21 protein-coding genes are annotated in these 18,119 nt (G+C 30.3%); 18 read left to right on the top strand and 3 right to left on the bottom strand.

Features of this window, described 5'->3' with window-relative positions; genetic code table 11:
* From RYO54_RS13060 to RYO54_RS13025, 8 genes are all read left to right on the top strand, one after another.
* On the top strand, positions 1-767 hold a 767-nt coding region (locus RYO54_RS13060; RefSeq protein WP_315119488.1), incomplete at its 5' end, for an N-acetylmuramoyl-L-alanine amidase.
* A gap of 95 nt (positions 768-862) precedes the next feature.
* On the top strand, positions 863-988 hold the full coding sequence (locus tag RYO54_RS13055; RefSeq protein WP_315119487.1) for a hypothetical protein: 126 nt from the start codon (positions 863-865) through the stop codon (positions 986-988).
* A 244-nt stretch (positions 989-1,232) separates the two neighbouring features.
* Positions 1,233-1,448 (top strand): helix-turn-helix transcriptional regulator, encoded by a 216-nt coding sequence (locus RYO54_RS13050; RefSeq protein ID WP_315119484.1) that lies wholly within the window; start codon positions 1,233-1,235, stop codon positions 1,446-1,448.
* A 134-nt stretch (positions 1,449-1,582) separates the two neighbouring features.
* Entirely contained in the window at positions 1,583-1,747 is a 165-nt protein-coding gene (locus RYO54_RS13045; RefSeq protein ID WP_315119481.1) for a hypothetical protein, read from the top strand.
* Entirely contained in the window at positions 1,731-1,862 is a 132-nt protein-coding gene (locus RYO54_RS13040) for a hypothetical protein (protein ID WP_315119478.1), read from the top strand. Before RYO54_RS13045 ends, RYO54_RS13040 begins: the two co-directional genes overlap by 17 nt.
* Positions 1,859-3,028, top strand: a complete 1,170-nt coding sequence (locus RYO54_RS13035) for an FtsK/SpoIIIE domain-containing protein (protein ID WP_315119475.1) — start codon at positions 1,859-1,861, stop codon at positions 3,026-3,028. Before RYO54_RS13040 ends, RYO54_RS13035 begins: the two co-directional genes overlap by 4 nt.
* On the top strand, positions 3,012-3,503 hold the full coding sequence (locus RYO54_RS13030; RefSeq protein WP_315119473.1) for a hypothetical protein: 492 nt from the start codon (positions 3,012-3,014) through the stop codon (positions 3,501-3,503). The genes RYO54_RS13035 and RYO54_RS13030 overlap by 17 nt, the downstream gene beginning before the upstream one ends.
* Positions 3,504-3,712: 209 nt before the next feature.
* Positions 3,713-4,429, top strand: coding sequence for a hypothetical protein (locus RYO54_RS13025; RefSeq protein ID WP_315119469.1), 717 nt, complete (start codon positions 3,713-3,715; stop codon positions 4,427-4,429).
* Positions 4,430-4,466: 37 nt separating this feature from the next.
* Here the strand turns inward: RYO54_RS13025 and RYO54_RS13020 are convergent, their stop codons facing one another.
* Together RYO54_RS13020 and RYO54_RS13015 are read right to left on the bottom strand one after the other, a co-directional pair.
* Complete coding sequence (locus RYO54_RS13020) at positions 4,467-4,784, bottom strand: helix-turn-helix transcriptional regulator (RefSeq protein ID WP_315119467.1); 318 nt, start codon at positions 4,782-4,784, stop codon at positions 4,467-4,469.
* 117 nt (positions 4,785-4,901) lie between these two features.
* Positions 4,902-5,099 carry a helix-turn-helix transcriptional regulator gene (locus RYO54_RS13015; protein WP_315119464.1) on the bottom strand — a complete coding sequence of 66 codons (198 nt, stop codon included), beginning with the start codon at positions 5,097-5,099 and terminating at the stop codon, positions 4,902-4,904.
* Positions 5,100-5,763: 664 nt separating this feature from the next.
* Here RYO54_RS13015 and RYO54_RS13010 point away from each other — a divergent pair.
* From RYO54_RS13010 to RYO54_RS12970, 9 genes are all read left to right on the top strand, one after another.
* Entirely contained in the window at positions 5,764-6,159 is a 396-nt protein-coding gene (locus RYO54_RS13010) for a hypothetical protein (RefSeq protein WP_315119462.1), read from the top strand.
* Between the two features lie 238 nt (positions 6,160-6,397).
* Positions 6,398-7,225, top strand: coding sequence for a DNA polymerase beta superfamily protein (locus tag RYO54_RS13005; RefSeq protein WP_315119459.1), 828 nt, complete (start codon positions 6,398-6,400; stop codon positions 7,223-7,225).
* A gap of 186 nt (positions 7,226-7,411) precedes the next feature.
* Positions 7,412-9,130, top strand: a complete 1,719-nt coding sequence (locus tag RYO54_RS13000; RefSeq protein WP_315119456.1) for a methyl-accepting chemotaxis protein — start codon at positions 7,412-7,414, stop codon at positions 9,128-9,130.
* Positions 9,131-9,226: 96 nt separating this feature from the next.
* A complete protein-coding gene (locus tag RYO54_RS12995) occupies positions 9,227-10,789 on the top strand; it encodes a spore germination protein (protein ID WP_315119454.1) in 1,563 nt (520 codons plus the stop codon).
* Positions 10,782-11,963: a Ger(x)C family spore germination protein gene (locus tag RYO54_RS12990; protein WP_315119452.1), complete on the top strand. Its 1,182-nt coding sequence runs from the start codon at positions 10,782-10,784 to the stop codon at positions 11,961-11,963. Before RYO54_RS12995 ends, RYO54_RS12990 begins: the two co-directional genes overlap by 8 nt.
* Positions 11,963-13,078: an endospore germination permease gene (locus RYO54_RS12985; protein WP_315119448.1), complete on the top strand. Its 1,116-nt coding sequence runs from the start codon at positions 11,963-11,965 to the stop codon at positions 13,076-13,078. The genes RYO54_RS12990 and RYO54_RS12985 overlap by 1 nt, the downstream gene beginning before the upstream one ends.
* Positions 13,079-13,228: 150 nt before the next feature.
* Positions 13,229-14,671 (top strand): NAD(P)/FAD-dependent oxidoreductase, encoded by a 1,443-nt coding sequence (locus RYO54_RS12980; protein ID WP_315119445.1) that lies wholly within the window; start codon positions 13,229-13,231, stop codon positions 14,669-14,671.
* A gap of 14 nt (positions 14,672-14,685) precedes the next feature.
* Complete coding sequence (locus RYO54_RS12975) at positions 14,686-15,951, top strand: FAD-dependent oxidoreductase (protein ID WP_315119443.1); 1,266 nt, start codon at positions 14,686-14,688, stop codon at positions 15,949-15,951.
* A 2-nt stretch (positions 15,952-15,953) separates the two neighbouring features.
* Positions 15,954-16,325, top strand: coding sequence for a DUF1667 domain-containing protein (locus RYO54_RS12970; protein WP_315119441.1), 372 nt, complete (start codon positions 15,954-15,956; stop codon positions 16,323-16,325).
* 15 nt (positions 16,326-16,340) lie between these two features.
* On the opposite strand, the gene RYO54_RS12965 is transcribed toward RYO54_RS12970, so the two are convergent.
* Complete coding sequence (locus RYO54_RS12965; protein ID WP_315119439.1) at positions 16,341-16,955, bottom strand: RusA family crossover junction endodeoxyribonuclease; 615 nt, start codon at positions 16,953-16,955, stop codon at positions 16,341-16,343.
* A 134-nt stretch (positions 16,956-17,089) separates the two neighbouring features.
* On the opposite strand from RYO54_RS12965, the gene tsaD reads away from it, so the two are divergent.
* The gene (tsaD, locus tag RYO54_RS12960) at positions 17,090-18,115 is read left to right on the top strand and encodes a tRNA (adenosine(37)-N6)-threonylcarbamoyltransferase complex transferase subunit TsaD (RefSeq protein ID WP_315119436.1); all 1,026 of its coding nucleotides are present in this window, start codon (positions 17,090-17,092) and stop codon (positions 18,113-18,115) included.
* Positions 18,116-18,119: the final 4 nt, after the last annotated feature.

Below are 18,119 nucleotides of genomic sequence, written 5' to 3'. Positions count from 1 at the left end.
TATCCTACGGTAACAATCCAAAGATGATTGTCTTGCACCATGCAGAAGCTTCAAAGTGTAGTATAGGGGATATACACCAATGGCATTTAAATAATGATTGGGCAGGTTGTGGTTATCATTATTTTATTGGGAAAGACGGAAGTATATGGCAAGGTAGACCAGACAATGCAATAGGAGCTCATACGGCAGGATTTAACACTAATAGTCTTGGTATATGTGCAGAAGGTAGTTACAATAAAGAAACAATGCCAGCGATACAGAGGCAAGCTATTATAGAACTATGTACACATTTAAAAGATAAGTATAATATAAGCTCTATAAAAGGACATAGAGAGCTAATGGCTACAGATTGTCCTGGTAAGAATTATCCCTTGGAAGAAATCAAGAACGCCATTAAGGGAGGATATACTCAAAAGCTTCTATCTTTAACAAGTCCATTAATGTATGGGGAAGATATTAAAGACTTACAAAGAGATCTAGCAACATTAGGATTAAATATAAGCGTAGACGGATATTACGGAAATGATACCGTAAATGCGGTTAAGGAGTTCCAAAGGCTACATACTTGGCTTTCTATAGATGGTATTGTAGGAGAACAAACCAAGAAAGCAATTAAAGATTCTGTAGCTAAAAAACTAAAAGCGAATACAAATAAAAAATCATATAAGGTGCAAGTAGGTTCATTTGAAAACAAAGTATACGCAGAAAACCTTTTAAAAGAAATAAAATCTAAAGGTTATAAAGATGCATACATAAAAGAAGTATAATTAAGAGGTAGTGCGGGAGAAATCCTGTGCTACCTTTTTTTATTTGCCTAAAAGTTGCTTTAACTATAAAATTATATTGAAGAGGAGTGAAGCTAATGAACTGCAAAGAGTGCATCTACACAAAATGTTTGATGAGAACAGAAGGAGACTTTGAGACTTGTCCTGTTGAAGTTGCAAAACAAAAGCGTGAGGAATCTAAAAAAGATAGCTTAGAAAACTAGGCTACCTTTTTTATTTTATCAACAACTTTAATATCATTTTCTTAATCAATAATTGAGTATAAAAACAACATAAGTAAAATATACAAACATAAAAGTGTCAACATAAAGAATAGTATAGACCCTGCAATAGAAATAATGTTTAATAATTGCATAGAATCACCTCAAATAAGTTTTGTCTAAATTATTGGCATTTGGAGGAAATAATATACAATTGAAGAATATTATAATAATATGGGGTGGTTATATGGGTATAAAGAATAGACTGCTGGAAATTAGATTAAGTTTAGGATATAAGAAACAAAAGGATTTTGCAGACTTCTTAGGACTAAAAAAATCTATATATAGTAAATTTGAAAATAATTTTAGCCAGCCAACTACGGAAGGATTATATTTAATAGCCAAAAAATTAAATATGCGAATGGAAGATATTATTTATTATGAAGAACCTACAAGTGAATAGGTTCTTTTTTTATGCAATAAGTTTCTTCAAATTAGATTTAATATAATTTTATTAAATTTTGTGTAATATTAGGAAACTTTTCAGTAGGTCTTGCATAGGATATAGTAAAGAACTACCAAAAGGAGTTGTAATAAATGCCAAGAATTGCTGTAAGCTTTAAGCAAACTAGTAGAGATTTAAAGTTGTACACATATGTGGATGCCTTGGAGGAAAAGAGTGATTTTATAAAGGATGCTATAGAATTTTATTTAAAGCATAAAGAATTTGAGGAGGTAAAGGGGAATGTTTGCACTAGATAAGCTTATATTAGATTTTATTAAAAATTTACTAACTGATAGTTATACACAATTTATAACTTTACTTAGCACTTTAATTGCATTACAAGCAATCTTTCCGGAGAAGAAGAAAAGATGATTACAGAGTTTTTAATGGCTAGTGGGATAGTGTACACATGCAAGAACTGGGATAAATTAAATATACGAAGGAAATGGAAAGAGATAACTTACTCTAAGGGAGAATTTACTAATAAGCTAGAAAAAACTCTAAAGATATGGTCTATAGAGCGTACAGAATACGGACATATAATAAAGATAGAATTACCTTATGGTTACACAGTAGAACAGCTAGAGAAGGATTTAAGCATATTTAAGGAGGGCTTGGGATATAAGTCTATACAGTTAAAAACAGAAGGTAATATGGTAGATATGTATTGTATTAAAGACTATAAATTTAAAGAGTATACACCACTAAAATTACCAGGAAACAAGCTATTAATTGCGGATGGATTAATAAGTCCAATAATAGTAGACATGAATAAGTTCCCTCATATGCTTATTGGTGGTGATACTGGCACTGGTAAGAGTAGAATATTATTACTTATACTGACTAATCTAATTAAGTATTGTAATAATATAGAGCTTTATTTATTACAAGTTAGAAAAAATGACTTAGGTGTATTTAGTAACTGTAAACAGGTTAAAGTTAATTCTAAAACATTAGAAGAAGTTTTGGAAGCTCTTAAAAAGATAGATAAAGAATGTAGGCGCAGAGAAAGGTTAATAGACAATACTAAAGGGTATTACAATATAGAGGATTACAATAAGAACTCTTATAATAAACTTAAATATATTTATGTATTCATAGAAGAATTTTCATTTTTGAATGTAAGTAAAGGTGATAGTGGAGAAGAAAAGAAACTTAAAGCACAATGTCTTAAGCATATAAAGAATCTAGTAAATGTAGGTAGGAGCAGTGGAGCATTTTTGGTCACATCACTTCAAAAACCGACCAACGATTCTATACCTTCGGATATTAAGGCGCAATTATGCACTAGGGTGAGTTTAAAAATAGCAGACCAACCTGCGGCAATAGTTGTTTTAGGGAACGGAAATGCTAGTAAGTTACAGGAAAGAGAGCTTATAGTAAGAACCTTGGAAGAACAGCAAGGTTATAGCTATACAATAACCCATGATATGGTTATGGAAAACATTAAAGATAGGATAATAGAAAAACCAAAAGAAGTTGCTCCAATTGAACCTAAACAAGATATACTAGATATTCTAAATGCAATTAACATCTAGAGATACGGAGATAATAGAATGGATAACAGATAATAGAGGGGCAACTATAGAGCAGATAAATAAATTATTCTTTACTAATTATACAACTTGCAGTATTAGACTTAAAAAATTATCAGATAACAAATTTCTTAGAGTAGCAGTTCACCCTGTGTTAGGTAAAAAGGTTTATTATGTTAAAAAGCTACCTTCTTTTCACAGCCTAGTTTTGAATGATTTTATAATAAAACATAAAGACAATATTAAACTAGTTCAGAGGGAATATAAAATAAAAAACTTTATTGTAGATTGTATAATAATTTTAAAAACAGAAAAGTTACTGGTAATAGAGATAGATATATATAATAGGACTAAAAAAGATAAAATAAATAGTATAAAAGATATATTGAATAAAGCTAAGGTGGAGTATGAGTTCTGGATTATAAGTAAAAGGGAAGTAAGAGAAAAAATAAAAGGAGTAAATTATATAATACTATAAGTATCATAAGAATTTTATTTAAGATAAATATAGAAATATCAATAGTTTAAAGGCTATTTGGGTACTAAATCAATTTAGTACCTTTTTAGTATGTAATTTAGTGTTTGATTTAGTAGAATGGAATAATAATCACCTCTTCCTAGTATTTACAAGAATGTACATAGTTTGTTAATATGTAGATACCAAAGGGATTAATGGGAGGTAGGTTTATGTTTAAAAAGATTAGTATTTTTATAATTTCAGTATTATTCACCTTTACATTTACGGCTTGCGGGAGTTCGCAAAGTAATGCAGATGTGAATACTACAAAACAAGAAGTGCAAAAAGAAAAGACACCAGAGGAACTTGAGGCAGAAAAAGAAGCAGCAAGAATAGCAAAAGAAAAAGAAGAATCAGATTGGCGGATGTTTGTTATTAAAAATAGTAAGACTTTAAATGCAGGAGAGTTTGTAGTGGGGCAGCATTTAGATCCATTTGTGTATGACCTTACTTTTGGCGGCTCCGGTAATCTTAATATTTACGATAACGAGGGAAGATTGGTAACTAACGAAATAGGGGGTACTTCTAACGACTTCGGGATTACCAGGTACAGAGTGCCATTAGGAGACGGCTTTACGATAAAAATAAAAGGTATGGCAGTTAATCCAAAGCCAGTTAAAAATGTCTTACGCCCATATGCGGCTACAACACTATGTTCCGGTTATTGGTTTGTAGGTACTACTGTGACACAGGGTAGGTATACTGTATCTGTGGCGAAAGGCTCCGGAAACTTTATTGTATACGGAGAGGATGGAAAGGCTAAGGTGAATGAAATCCTTGGAACTTCTGGAACAATAGGAGTTGAAAAAGTAACCGTAAATCTAAAGAATGGAGATATTATAAATATATCTGGCCTTAATAATATAAAATTCACACCAACTAAATAAAAAATGACCTTGGATTTACTCCAAGGTTTTATTTTTTCTATTTAACAACTAAATTATAATTATCCAAACTCTTACATACATCTATTAATATTCTTTTCTTGTATTTATCATTAATCGCTTCTAAAAGCAATTCATTCTTTATGTATAGATTTTCTCTTTGTTTAGTCCTGCCTAACAAATAATCCACACTTACATTAAACACATCGGCGATTTTAACTATAGCATCTATTGTAGGCTCATTTTCACCTTTTTCATAACTGTATATGGCTTGCTTAGTTATATTTAATAACTTACCTACCTGCTCCTGCGTCATTTCAAATTCTTCCCTTAAGTTTTTCAATATGGTTGCAAACAACTTAATCCCTCCAAACTTGTAACTTATAAGCTAAGTTTAAATTACAAGTTGCTATAAAGAGGGGAAAGTAAAGTAACTATTTATTTTGTATATGTGAAAATAAAGCTAAGCTTTACTTTAGTTACAGAAATACAAAACTACATCTATAAGCTTCAAGTCCAATTCTTCAGAAATTCTTTTAGCTAAATCTACAGTTACCTTTTTATCATATTTATCTCTATTTTCTAATCTACTAAGATAAGATTGCGTTATCCCTAGCCTTTCAGCCAAACTTTTCTGCGACAATCCCTTCTTTTTTCTTGCATCTTTCAACATCATATTCCCTCGAAAGCTTTTATTAATATGATTTTTGCATACTCTTCGACAAAATAAAACAAGCAAATTATCCCAAATGAAAACCATGTCGATATATTCCTAGAGGGAATGCTTTTTCGTGCTACAATAAATATGTAAGCAATGCATTGTACTTATTAAATTATAAAATACAACGAGAACATAAGTTCTTTACAACTATATCCAGAGGTGTTAAAATTATATTAGCCACTGGGGAATTTTTTGGAGGGATACTAATGAAAGAGACAAAAGATGAACTAGTATTAGAAATTGAAACTTTAAGAAACGAAAATAAAAGATTAATGCAACTACTATTAGAGGTAAAGGAGTTGATAATTAAGGGTAATTGATGGTTGTCTTTTGGTTGTACAAAAATATTTAAAGTCTAGAAAACAATAATAATTTAATTCTTGGGGAACGAATGGAATAATTGATAATGCTAATTTTTAAAAAGAATAGATAAATAAATAGACAAGCTTTATCGAACTCCAAAACCGTTGGTTCCGGGTTCAAGTCCTCGTGCCCCTGCCATATAAAGTCAGTAGAATTAATAATTCTACTGGCTTTTTTATTTTTAAAGTCATGGAACGTTTTTGAAAATATTACATATTTTAATATTGTAGTTAAATTATTTGGGGGTATATTAATGTATTATGAAAACGGCAGTCTAAATAATAGTAATGGCTATCCAATCATACCACCTTATGGAATGTGCCCATATATGAACTATGAGGGGATAGACATGACTAGATCGGGTTTCAGACCTGGTGGCCATGGTGGCGGAGGTCATGGTGGTGGTGGTGGCTTTGGTCATGGTGGTGGTGGCTTTGGTCATGGCGGCGGTGGTTTCGGTCATGGTGGCGGTGGCTTTGGTCATGGTGGTGGTTTTGGACATGGTGGCGGCTTCGGCCATGGTCACGGCGGAGGATTCGGCTTCGGTCGTCGTTTTTTTAATCCATTCTTCTTTTTTGGACCATGGCCTTATTTCTATGACGATGACTATGATGATTATGATGACTATGACGATGACTATGATTATTGATATAATGATGACTGTTATCAGTCAATAGCAGACAATAATTCATCCTTATTGTATTAGACGATTATTGACGGGGTTTTCATATAATAGTACATTATAGTTAGGGCAATTATGTGCAAGAGAGCAATGAGGCTCCACAGGATATGACCTGTGGAGTTTTTCCTATTATTGCATTTATAATAATGTTGCCACCTATAATAATTACTATGATATTGAAAAAGTATCTAGAAATCTAGATGGTGTGGTAGAATGTTCTAATGAAGCTTATAGTAAGACAGAATTGGAAAGTAAAGTCATACAATTTATTAAGCAGGTGATGTATATGTATTTAGAAGGAAGAAAAGAAATCTTTAGAGCTTTAGTTGGAAGTTATAATTATAGTTTAAATACAATAAGTAGTGATAAGGATTATAAGGTTTTTGTAGCTCCAACCTTTGATGACCTATATTTTAATAAACAATTTAGTAAATCAATTATAGGAGAGCTTGAAGATTTAGATATACATGATATAAGAAAAATACCAAGTCTTTGGTGGAAATCTAATATAAATTTTATGGAATTGTTATTTAGTAATGAAATAATAATCTCTCCTAGTATAAAGGAACATACAAAAGAATTTTTATCAGAAATATTTGAAATGAAAGATGATATTGCAAGAATGAATTTACCACAGTTATATCATACTTGTATGGGAATGCATTTAAATAAGAAAAAATTAATTTATAAGTGCACAGAAGGAACACAACATTTAATGGATAAATATGGATATGACACAAAACAGGCCATGCATAGTATAAGAGTGCTATATTTTTTAAAGAGATTTAAGGAAAATAATTTTAACGATTTTAAAAAATCCATATGCTATGAAGAAGATAGGGAAGAGAAAAAATTTTTATTAAATGTAAAAGATGGATGCTTATCTGTTGAAGAATATTTAGAATATACGGATAAAATTTTTACATGGACTAAGGAAAACTTAGAACAAATATATATAATCCAAAATTTAAGAGAAGATGTATACATAAAATTAGAATCTATTATAAAAGAAATAGTTAAAAGTGAATTATAGTAAATAAAAAATCTCCTTGTACTAGAAAGAAATACAAGGAGATTTTTTATTCTATATATATCCAAAATATCATAAATGTAGTAAAATGAATATAGAAATATTTTGTTGTATTTTGTAGAAAAATATTAAATTATATTAAATTATAAAAAAAAGTTATGGGAAAATTTTAAAAAAGGAGCTGAAAATATGAATGTATTAAAAAACTTTAAAATTCGAACAAAATTATTACTATCTTATTTTATCTTAGTAGCTATCATTATTTCTATAGGCGGAGTTGGAATTTCCAGTATAAGAAAAGTCAATAATAACTCCTCTGATATGTACAAAGCTAATTTAAAGAGCGTAGATCATTTATACTCCCTTAATACTAACTTATTAAATTTACGTGGAGAACTTCAAGATTTGATATTTGAGATGAACGGGGATAATAAAAGTAAGGAAGAAAGAATAAAAAATATCGAAAGACTAAAAGAAGAAAATACTAAAATAATAAACGAGTATGAAAAAGAAAATTTAATGAATTGGGAAAAAGAAAATTGGGGAAATTTTAAAGAAAAATTAGAGCGATATAGGGATATAAGAGAAAATGCTATAGAGCTAGTAAAGAAAAATAAATACAGTGATGCCCAAAAGGGTTGGACAGATATAATAGCACTTAGAGATGATATGTCAAATGAGTTAGATAAAATTATCCAGATGAACTTGGAACAGGCAAAAAAATCTGATGATAATAATTATTTAATATACAAAAATGTTACCGTTATAATGTATTCATCAATTATATTTACTATTTTAGTAACGATTATTTTATCATTATTTATATCAAAATATATAGCTAATTCAATTAATAAAGGGCTAAATTTTGCAGAAGCTATTAGTAATGGGGATTTAACCTATGAAATTAATATTAACTCTAAAGATGAATTTGGACAACTTTCTGATGCTTTAAATAATGCGAGAAATAATATAAAAACATTAATCAAGGATATCACAGGCGAATCTCATAATATGTCCATTGCTAGTGAGGAATTATATGATACCACTAAAAATATTAGTTTAAAAATGAACAGTATTAATAATTTTACTAAAGAAATTGTAAGGGATACACAAGAAGCTAGTGCTATAACTCAAGAAATTTCAGCATCAGCAGAAGAGATAAATGCAGGAATAAATGATTTATCCGGTAAAGCTACAGATGGAAGTAATCAGTCTTTTAATATTAAAAATAGAGCAGAAAGTATAAGGACAAAGGGTGTATCATCGAAAGAATTGACGGATAGAATATATGATGTTAAACATAAAGATATAACAAAAGCCATAGAGGAAGGAAAGGTAGTAGAAGATATAAAAGTTATGGCAGATTCTATAGCAGAGATAGCAGAACAGACAAATTTATTAGCGCTTAATGCAGCCATAGAGGCTGCAAGAGCAGGGGAGAAAGGAAACGGATTTGCAGTAGTGGCAGATGAAATTAGAAAGCTTGCAGAACAATCTTCAAGCAATGTAAAAAGCATAAAAGATGTAATAGAAAAAGTGCAAAATGCATTTAAGAATGTATCAATAAATTCTCAAGAGTTATTAGAATTTGTTGATAAAAATGTTAGGGGAGATTATCAACTATTAGTTGATACGGGAAATAGTTATGATCAGGATGCTAGATTTGTTAATGATATGTCAGAGAATATAGCCGCAATGGCGGAAGAAATAAATTCAACAGTAGATGAAATGACCAAAGTAATACAAGATATAGCTTCCTCTGCACAATCTACATCTTCCAATTCTAGTGAAATAATGAATAGTGTATTATCAACCACTCAGTCTATAGAACAAGTAGTTCAATCTGCTGAAAATCAAGCAGAATTAGCTCAACGATTAAATGGATTAGTAAATAAATTTAAACTATAATTACGAGGCGTTTCTTAAAGAAGCGCCTTTATACTTTTTTGTTACTTAATGTATAAAAACTAATTATAGTAAAAAACTACTAATGGGTGAATTGATATGTTTTCTAAGTTAATAAATATGTGTAAATATATTACTCTTAAAAAAGTAAATGATAAGGTAAGCAATAAGTCTAATTATAATTACAGTTACGAAACTATACCTGAATCTATAGAAGAGGTAAAAAAAAGGTTAATTAAAGACTTTGAAAATTGTAGTGATTTTATTTATAAAGAAGTAGTGTTTGGATCAGAAAAAACAAAAGGGTTGATTTGTTATATATCATTGCTTGTAGATAAGAGGATCATAGACAATCAAATGATAAATCCTATTATGGAAGATGAAGTTATACTTCCGAGTAAGGGAGCAATTGAATATATTATTCAGTCAGTTATTACAGAATGTGAAGTAGAAAAACTTTTGTCTTATAAAGATGCTATAGAAAAAATATTATCTGGCAACGCTATTTTATTTGTAGAAGGGGAAAAGTCCGCTTTAAATGTAAATGGCAAATATAATTTGGGCAGAAGAGTGGAAGAACCTGATAATGAAACTGTGATAAGGGGCCCTAAGGAAGGCTTTATAGAAAATATTGATATAAATATAGCTCTTCTAAGAAGGAAGATTAAGGATACAGATCTTAAAGTTGAAAAAATTAAACTTGGGGAAAAGTCAAGAACTGATGTAGCTATATGTTATCTTAATGGAATTGCAAAGCAGGAAATAATAGAAGAAGTAAAAAGAAGAGTTAATAAAATTAAGATAGACGCCATATTAGAATCTGGATATATAGAGCAATTCATAGAAGATAATCCCTATTCAATTTTTACTACAGTAGGAAATACTCAAAAACCAGATGTGGTTAGTGGAAAAATACTAGAAGGAAGGGTTGCTATATTTTGTGATGGAACTCCACATGTGCTTACAGTTCCATACCTCTTTGTAGAAAATATGCAAACCAGCGAAGATTATTACGATAGAACCATAATATCTTCTTATTTAAGAATAATAAGGGGTATTTCTGTTTCAATTAGTGTTTTTTTACCAGGAATTTATGTAGCTTTACAAACATTCCATCAAGAAATGATACCTACTATTTTATTAATTAGTATGACTTCGGCAAGAGAAGGAGTTCCATTTCCATCAGCAATAGAAGCTTTACTTATGAATTTTTTCTTTGAACTTTTAAAAGAATCAGGAATTAGATTACCTAGAGCTATAGGTCCTGCAATTAGCATAGTAGGAGCACTAATATTAGGAGAGGCTGGCGTTAATGCAGGACTTATATCAGCACCCATGGTAATGATTATAGCACTTACGGGATTAACAGCCTTTTTAACTCCAAATCTTTCACAACCTATTACTATAAGTAGAATTATATTTATTATCTTAGGAGGTTCTTTAGGCATATATGGAATCATCGTTGGGTTTTATATTATGCTTACTCATATGATCACTATAAAATCTTTTGGAGTTCCATATATGTATACTTTCTCACCACTTGGAAACTTTAAAGATTCCATTGTTAAATTTCCTATATTTAAAATGAATAAAAGACCTAAATATCTAGCCGAAGATAATTTAACTAGAAAAAATGAACAGGAGAAAGAAAAGAATGAATAGGAGAAAGAGGATTGTGGTATTACTGACTATTTCTACTGCATTTTTATTCTATGGATGTTTTGGAAAGATGGAATTAAATGAGTATGGAATAGTTACTATGATTGGCCATGATATGGAGAATAAAAAGGTTAAACTTAATTTTGAAGTAGTAGATCCATCTAATAGAAAAGATAAAAATATCGGTAGTAGTAATAGATCCATATTTGCGCAAGCAGAAGGTACAACAACTTTTGAAGCTATAAGAAATGCCACACTAATATTCGATAGAAAGTTGTACTTTCCCCATGCAAAGATACTTATGTTTGGCGAAGAAGCAGCAAAAGATGGAATATTGAAATATTTAGATTTTTGGAATAGGGACTATGAAGTAAATCCAGGAACTTACATATTAGTAGGAAAAGATAATAAATCTGAAGATTTATTTATAGAGTCATATGGAATAGAAAAACTATTATCAAATCATATTGAGTATTTAATAAAGAATTCGAAATACAATGGGAAAGTAACTCCTGTAAAACTTAGAGATTTAGTTAAACAATATTATAGTGAAGGTTCTCAAATTTATGTCACAGGGGTGCTAAGCAGAGAAAATAATGATGTGAAAAATAGTGATGGAAATTATGACGATTTAAATATAGAAGGTTTAGCTATTTTCATAAAAGATAAGTTAGCGGGATATTTAAACGGGTTTGAAACCATGGGATATAATTTTATAAAAAACAATATAAAGAGTGGTGTAATAGTTTCACCTTCAGAAGAAGAATATAAATTTTATACGGCGAAAATTCTAAATTCAAAGGCTAAGAATTTTGTGGACATTAAAGATGATAAGTTAAGGATTAATGTGGATGTAGAAGTATCGGCAATGATAAATGAAGTAATGACTGAAGATAATCTAAGAGAAGTTAAGGACATAGAAAAAATTGAAAATTTAACTGCAGAAGGTATAAAAAAAATTATCGAAAAAACTGTTAAAAAATCTCAAGAAGACTTTAAAGCAGATATATTTGATTTCTATCAATATGCATATAGATATGATTATTCTAATTGGGTAAAAGTAAAAGATAGATGGAATGAATTGTATACTGATGGAGATGTAGTGGTAAATGTCAATGTCAAGCTAGAGAAGGAAGCTTTATTGGACGATAGTTTTATGAGGAGGGAGACAAGATAATGTTAGATTCCTATGAAAAACTATCAACGTATCAGATGATAATGATTTTGGTATTATCTAGGTCAACTGATGCATATGTTTACTTATTTATAATACTAAACCATCCAAGCAATCAAGATGTATGGATAGTGGTAATATTGTCTTTAGTTTACATATTAATTATATATATTCCTATTTTATTTCTTTCCAATAGATATAAGGGTCTATCTCTTATACAAATTGGGGAAGTACTTACTGGAAAGACAGGAGGAAAAATATTATCTTTAATAGTAAGCATATTATTTCTTTATAATTCTACTATTGTTTTATCTTTAATAGGATATTTTTTAGGTAATTCAACTTTGCCAGATACCCCTTTCTTTATTGTCACTGGGGTTGCCATAATTTGCTGTAGTTACTCGGCATACAAAGGATTATCGGTTCATGGGAGATTAGCTGAAATAATTGCCCCTATAACTTTGATTTCGGTAGTAATTTTTACACTATTGAATATAGGCATTATGGATTTTAAAGAATTATTGCCTATATTAAAAGCCTCAACTTTTAAGGAAATTAATTATGGTGCTTTAACTGCAGCTTCTATGTTTTATCAAGGAATCTTTTTAAGCCTATGTGCACCACAATTAGAAAAAGCTGAGGATGTAAACAAAATATTTATATATTCAAATGTTATAATTACAGTGTTTTATGTAATTATAATAACTACAACTTTTGCCGTATTTGGCGTTAGGCAAGCGCAGCATCAGTCTATTCCTTATTTAGCTACAGTACAGCAAATATCTTTATTAAATTTTATAGAGAGAATAGAAGTTGTAGCAGTATTTAATTGGTTTATGGGGATGTTTGTTAATTTTTCTTTAAATATATATTTTCTATCTAAAAGTATATCTTATGGTTTAAATTTAAAAAATGATAAGACATTTATAATTCCATCTCTAATTATAATATTTATAATAAATAATTTTACATTTTTAAAAAAGTCCATATATGTTAGAAAAGCGCTATCCTATGAAATGGAATCTTGCATATATGCTATTTTTACATTAATAATTCCTTTGGTTTTACTAATAATATATTTTATAAAAGGGAAAAATAAGGAAATTGAAGATAAATAGTATTACCATTTAATTGAATTTTTCTTGAAATACAAATGAATAAGTGATAAAATAAAATTAAATAAATATATATAGGCGGAGTTTAAGAGAGCCAAATTTAAGGGTAAAAACCTTATATTTGTGCTCTTTTTTAATTTAGGAGGTAAAAATATGTATGATGTGGTAATTGTTGGAGCTGGCATAATAGGATGCTCAATAGCTAGAGAATTATCTAAATATAAACTAAAGACTTGTGTTCTAGAAAAATGTAATGATATATGTATGGGCACTACTAAAGCAAATAGTGCTATAATTCATGCTGGTGAAGATCCTATACCTGGAACCCTAAAGGCAAAACTTAATGTTAAAGGAAATTTCATGTACACAAAACTTTCAGAAGAACTCGATTTTGATTTTAAAAGAAATGGTTCTTTAGTACTTTGCTTTAACGAAAAGGACATGGATAAATTAATAGAATTAAGAGATAGAGGAATTGAAAATGGTGTTCCCAATATGAGCATACTAAACAGAGAAGAAGCCTTAGAGATAGAGCCTAACTTATCGGAATTAGTGGTAGCTGCACTATATCTACCAACAGGAGGAATAGTTTGCCCTTTTGAAGCTACAGTAGCTTTCGCGGAAAATGCTTATGTAAATGGGGTAGAATTCAAACTTAATACAGAGGTTAATAATATAGTAAAAACAGAGAATGGTTATAAATTAATAACTAGTAATGGGGATATAGATGGAAAAATAATAGTGAATGCGGCAGGAGTTTTTGCTGATGATTTAAATAATATGGTAAGTGAAAAGAAGTTTAAAATTACTGCAAGAAAAGGGGAATATTGCTTATTTGATAAGGCTACAGGGGATTTAGTTTCTAAAACTTTATTTCAGTTACCAACAGAACTAGGAAAAGGGGTATTGGTTACACCAACAGTACATGGGAATCTATTAATAGGACCTAGTGCTGAAGATATAGAGGATAAGAATGATTTAAATACAAAAAAGGAAGCCTTAGACTATATTTTAGATAAGGGAAAATTAAGTATAAAAGAAGTTCCTTTAAGTGGAATAATAACTTCATTTTCAGGGCTGAGAGCAAAGGGAAATACAGGAGATTTTATAATAGGTGAGGCAAAAGATGCGCCTAATTTTATTAACGTAGCATCTATAGAATCACCAGGATTATCTAGCGCCCCAGCTATAGCGGAAATGATAGGAGAAATAGTTGAGAATAAATTATCACCAGAAAAGAATGAGAATTTCAATCCTGTAAGAAAGGGAATAATAAAATTTGAAAATTTAAATAATGAGGAAAGAAATAATCTTATTAAAAATAATCCTTCCTATGGTAAAATTATATGTAGATGTGAAACGGTAACAGAAGCTGAGATAATCGATGCTATAAAAAGACCGCTGGGTGCAAGGGATTTAGATGGGGTTAAAAGAAGGACTAGAGCAGGCATGGGTAGATGCCAAGCGGGCTTTTGTACTTCTAGAATAATAGATATACTATGCAAAGAATTAGATAAAGATAAAGAAGAAATAACGAAGTTTGGAAATAATTCTAATCTATTAATCGGTGGAAAAAATAAGGATTATGTTTATTAGTGGAGGGATTAAATATGATTGAATATGATATAGTCATCATTGGTGGGGGACCAGCAGGACTTGCCGCAGCAATTTCTGCAAAAGAAGAAGGTATTGATAATATCATTATATTGGAGAGAGAAAATACATTGGGAGGAATATTAAATCAATGTATTCATAATGGTTTTGGACTTCATAGATTTAAAGAAGAATTAACTGGTCCTGAATATGCACAAAGATATGTTGATCAAATTATAGACATGGAAATTCCATATAAATTAAATACAATGGTTATTAATTTGTCAAAAGATAAGGTAATAACTGCAGTAAATGGTGAAGATGGTGTAATTGAAATAAAAGCAAAATCCATAATTTTAGCTATGGGATGTAGAGAAAGACCAAGAGGGGCACTAAATATTCCTGGTAGTAGAAGTGCTGGCATATTTACAGCTGGAACCGCTCAAAAATTTGTAAATATTGAGGGATATATGCCTGGTAAAGAAGTGGTAATATTAGGTTCAGGAGATATTGGGCTTATAATGGCAAGAAGAATGACTTTAGAAGGGGCAAAGGTTAAAGCAGTTATAGAATTAATGCCCTATTCAGGAGGATTAAAAAGAAATATTGTTCAATGTTTAGACGATTTTGACATACCTTTAAAATTAAGCCATACAGTTATTGATATACAAGGCAAAGATAGGCTAGAAGGAGTAACCATAGCAAAAGTAGACGATAATAGAAAGCCTATACCAGGAACAGAGGAATATATAGCCTGTGATACGTTACTTTTATCCGTTGGACTTATACCTGAAAATGAGCTTTCAAGAAAAGGAGAAGTGGAGTTATGTAAGGTTACAAACGGTCCAGTAGTAAATGAAAGCTTAGAGACTAATATAGAAGGAATATTTGCCTGTGGAAATGTATTGCATGTTCATGACTTGGTAGACAATGTTAGCATGGAAAGCCATATGTCAGGAAAGAATGCTGCAAAATATATCAAGGGAGAAAAATTTAGAAATAAAGAGGACGCTATAAAACTTTTAGCTACAGAAGGAGTAAGGTATACTGTCCCTAACTATATAAATAAAGATAATGTAGAGAAATTTATTCAAGTAAGATTTAGAGTGGATAATGTGTATAAAGGAAAGTATATATCTGTATATTTTGATGAAGAAAGAGAAATGAAGATTAAAAAAAGAATTTTAACTCCAGGAGAAATGGAGGAGTTTAGAATTACAAAAGCTATGCTCCAAAAATATCCTGAATGTAAAAAAATCACTTTTAAAGTGGAGGAGGAATAATTATGGAAGTTAGGAACATAACCTGCATAGGCTGCCCCGTAGGTTGCCCTTTAAAAGTAGAGATAGAAAATGGTGAAGTTATAAAAGTCACTGGGAATAGCTGTAATATAGGGATTGATTATGCAAAAAAAGAATGCACTAATCCTACAAGAATAGTTACTAGTTCGGTGGTTATAGAAAATGGAGAAATAGATGTGCTACCAGTGAAAACTGAGAGCGATATCCCTAAAAGTAAAATAAAAGAATGTATAAGATCTCTTAAAGGCGTTAAAATTAAAGCCCCTATAAAAATAGGTGATATTATAGTAAAAGATGTTGCATCTACAGGTATAAACATTGTAGCTACAAGAAATGTTAAAGAAAAGATTGGTTAAATGATTAGGGAGTGTTTAGAAAAGTTTTTTCAAACACTCCCTGCATATTTTCATTTTTCCGTTATTAGCAGATAAGAGCTGATTACTACTTACTCCTTTTCCACATATATTGCAACTACATTCATCATTATTAGCAATTGTTTTTACTTTAGCGGTATGTCCTTTTTTGTTGCTAGGAGGAGAGTATTCAATAGGTTCATCTTCAACTTCTTTTTTTAATACTTCATAATTAATATAATAGTTACTTTCTCCAAAAAGTTCTAGTTCAAATCTAGGATTTTCTTTATCATAATACTCTTCTATTATTATCCTTCTAATCTGAGCGTCATTTATAATAAGGCCACTTTTTTCTATGCCATCAAATATACTTTTGGTAATATTATTAGTGTCGGGATGTCTTTTTTGGCTTTTATAATATACTTTAAGTATAGCAATTAAAGATTCACTTAGTACGGTACTAGGGTTTTGAAGTCTTGCTTGATATGCAATTTCTTCTTCGTATAGTGCGTATCTATCATGATATTTTCCGGAATTATAGGGAAGTATGGCCCTTCCATTTAAGTTAAATAATTTGAAGTTTGATTTAGATATTGGAGAACCCATTATAATTACTTTTGCGTAATTTTTCATTATTCATCACCCTATTATATGTTATCATCTATTGGGGAATGCTTTCAATAGAACGTTGATAATAAAAAACTATTAAAGTATAATTGGTTATATTAAATTAACAATATAAGGAGTTAATAAAAGGAGTTAATAATATGGATAAAGATATAAAAATACTTGCTATAGAAAGCAGTTGTGATGAAACTTCAGCTGCTATAGTGGTTAATGGAAGAGAAGTACTTTCAAATATAATTTCTTCTCAAATAGATATACACAAAAAGTTTGGTGGGGTAGTACCTGAAGTAGCTTCAAGAATGCACATAGAGGTAATTGGAGCTGTAGTTAAAGAGGCTTTAGATGAAGCATCCACATCTTTGCAGGATATTGACGCTATTGGAGTAACTTACGGACCAGGATTAGTGGGAGCTTTATTGGTAGGACTCCAATATGCTAAGGGGCTTTCTTACGCTTTAAATAAACCTTTGATTGGAGTAAACCATATAGAAGGCCATGTAAGTGCAAACTTTATACAGCACAAAGATTTAGAGCCACCCTTTGTATGTCTTATAGTATCGGGAGGACATACAAATATTGTTTATATGAAGGATTATGGTGAGTTTGAAGTCTTAGGTCAAACTAGAGATGATGCAGCAGGAGAAGCTTATGATAAAATAGCTAGGGCCCTAGGACTTGGATATCCTGGAGGTCCTAAGATAGATAAGTTAGCTAAGGAAGGTAACCCAGAGGCTATAAAATTCCCAAGAGCAAACTTCCATGACAATTCATCTTTAGATTTTTCTTTTAGTGGATTAAAATCTGCAGTATTGAATTATTTAAATGGAAAGGCCATGAAGAACGAAGAAATAAATAAAGCAGATGTAGCAGCATCTTTCCAAAAGGCAGTTGTAGATTTTCTTGTGGATAATTCAATAAGAGCTTGTAAGATAAAAAAAGTAGATAAAATTGCTATAGCTGGAGGAGTTGCAGCAAATTCATGCCTTAGAGAAACTCTTATAAGAGAAGGGGAGAAGAATGGAATAAAAGTTTTATTCCCAGAGTTAATACTTTGTACAGATAATGCAGCTATGATAGGAAGTGCAGCATATTTTGAACTAATTAAGGGAAGAACTGCTTCTTTAGATTTAAATGCTATCCCTAATTTAAAGCTTGGACAAAGATAAAATG

The sequence above is a fragment of the uncultured Clostridium sp. genome (assembly GCF_963515715.1).
Taxonomy (GTDB): Bacteria; Bacillota; Clostridia; order Clostridiales; family Clostridiaceae; genus Clostridium_AW.
The sequence above is the reverse complement of the archived record's forward strand: the minus strand, read 5'-3'. Positions and strand labels throughout refer to the sequence as shown.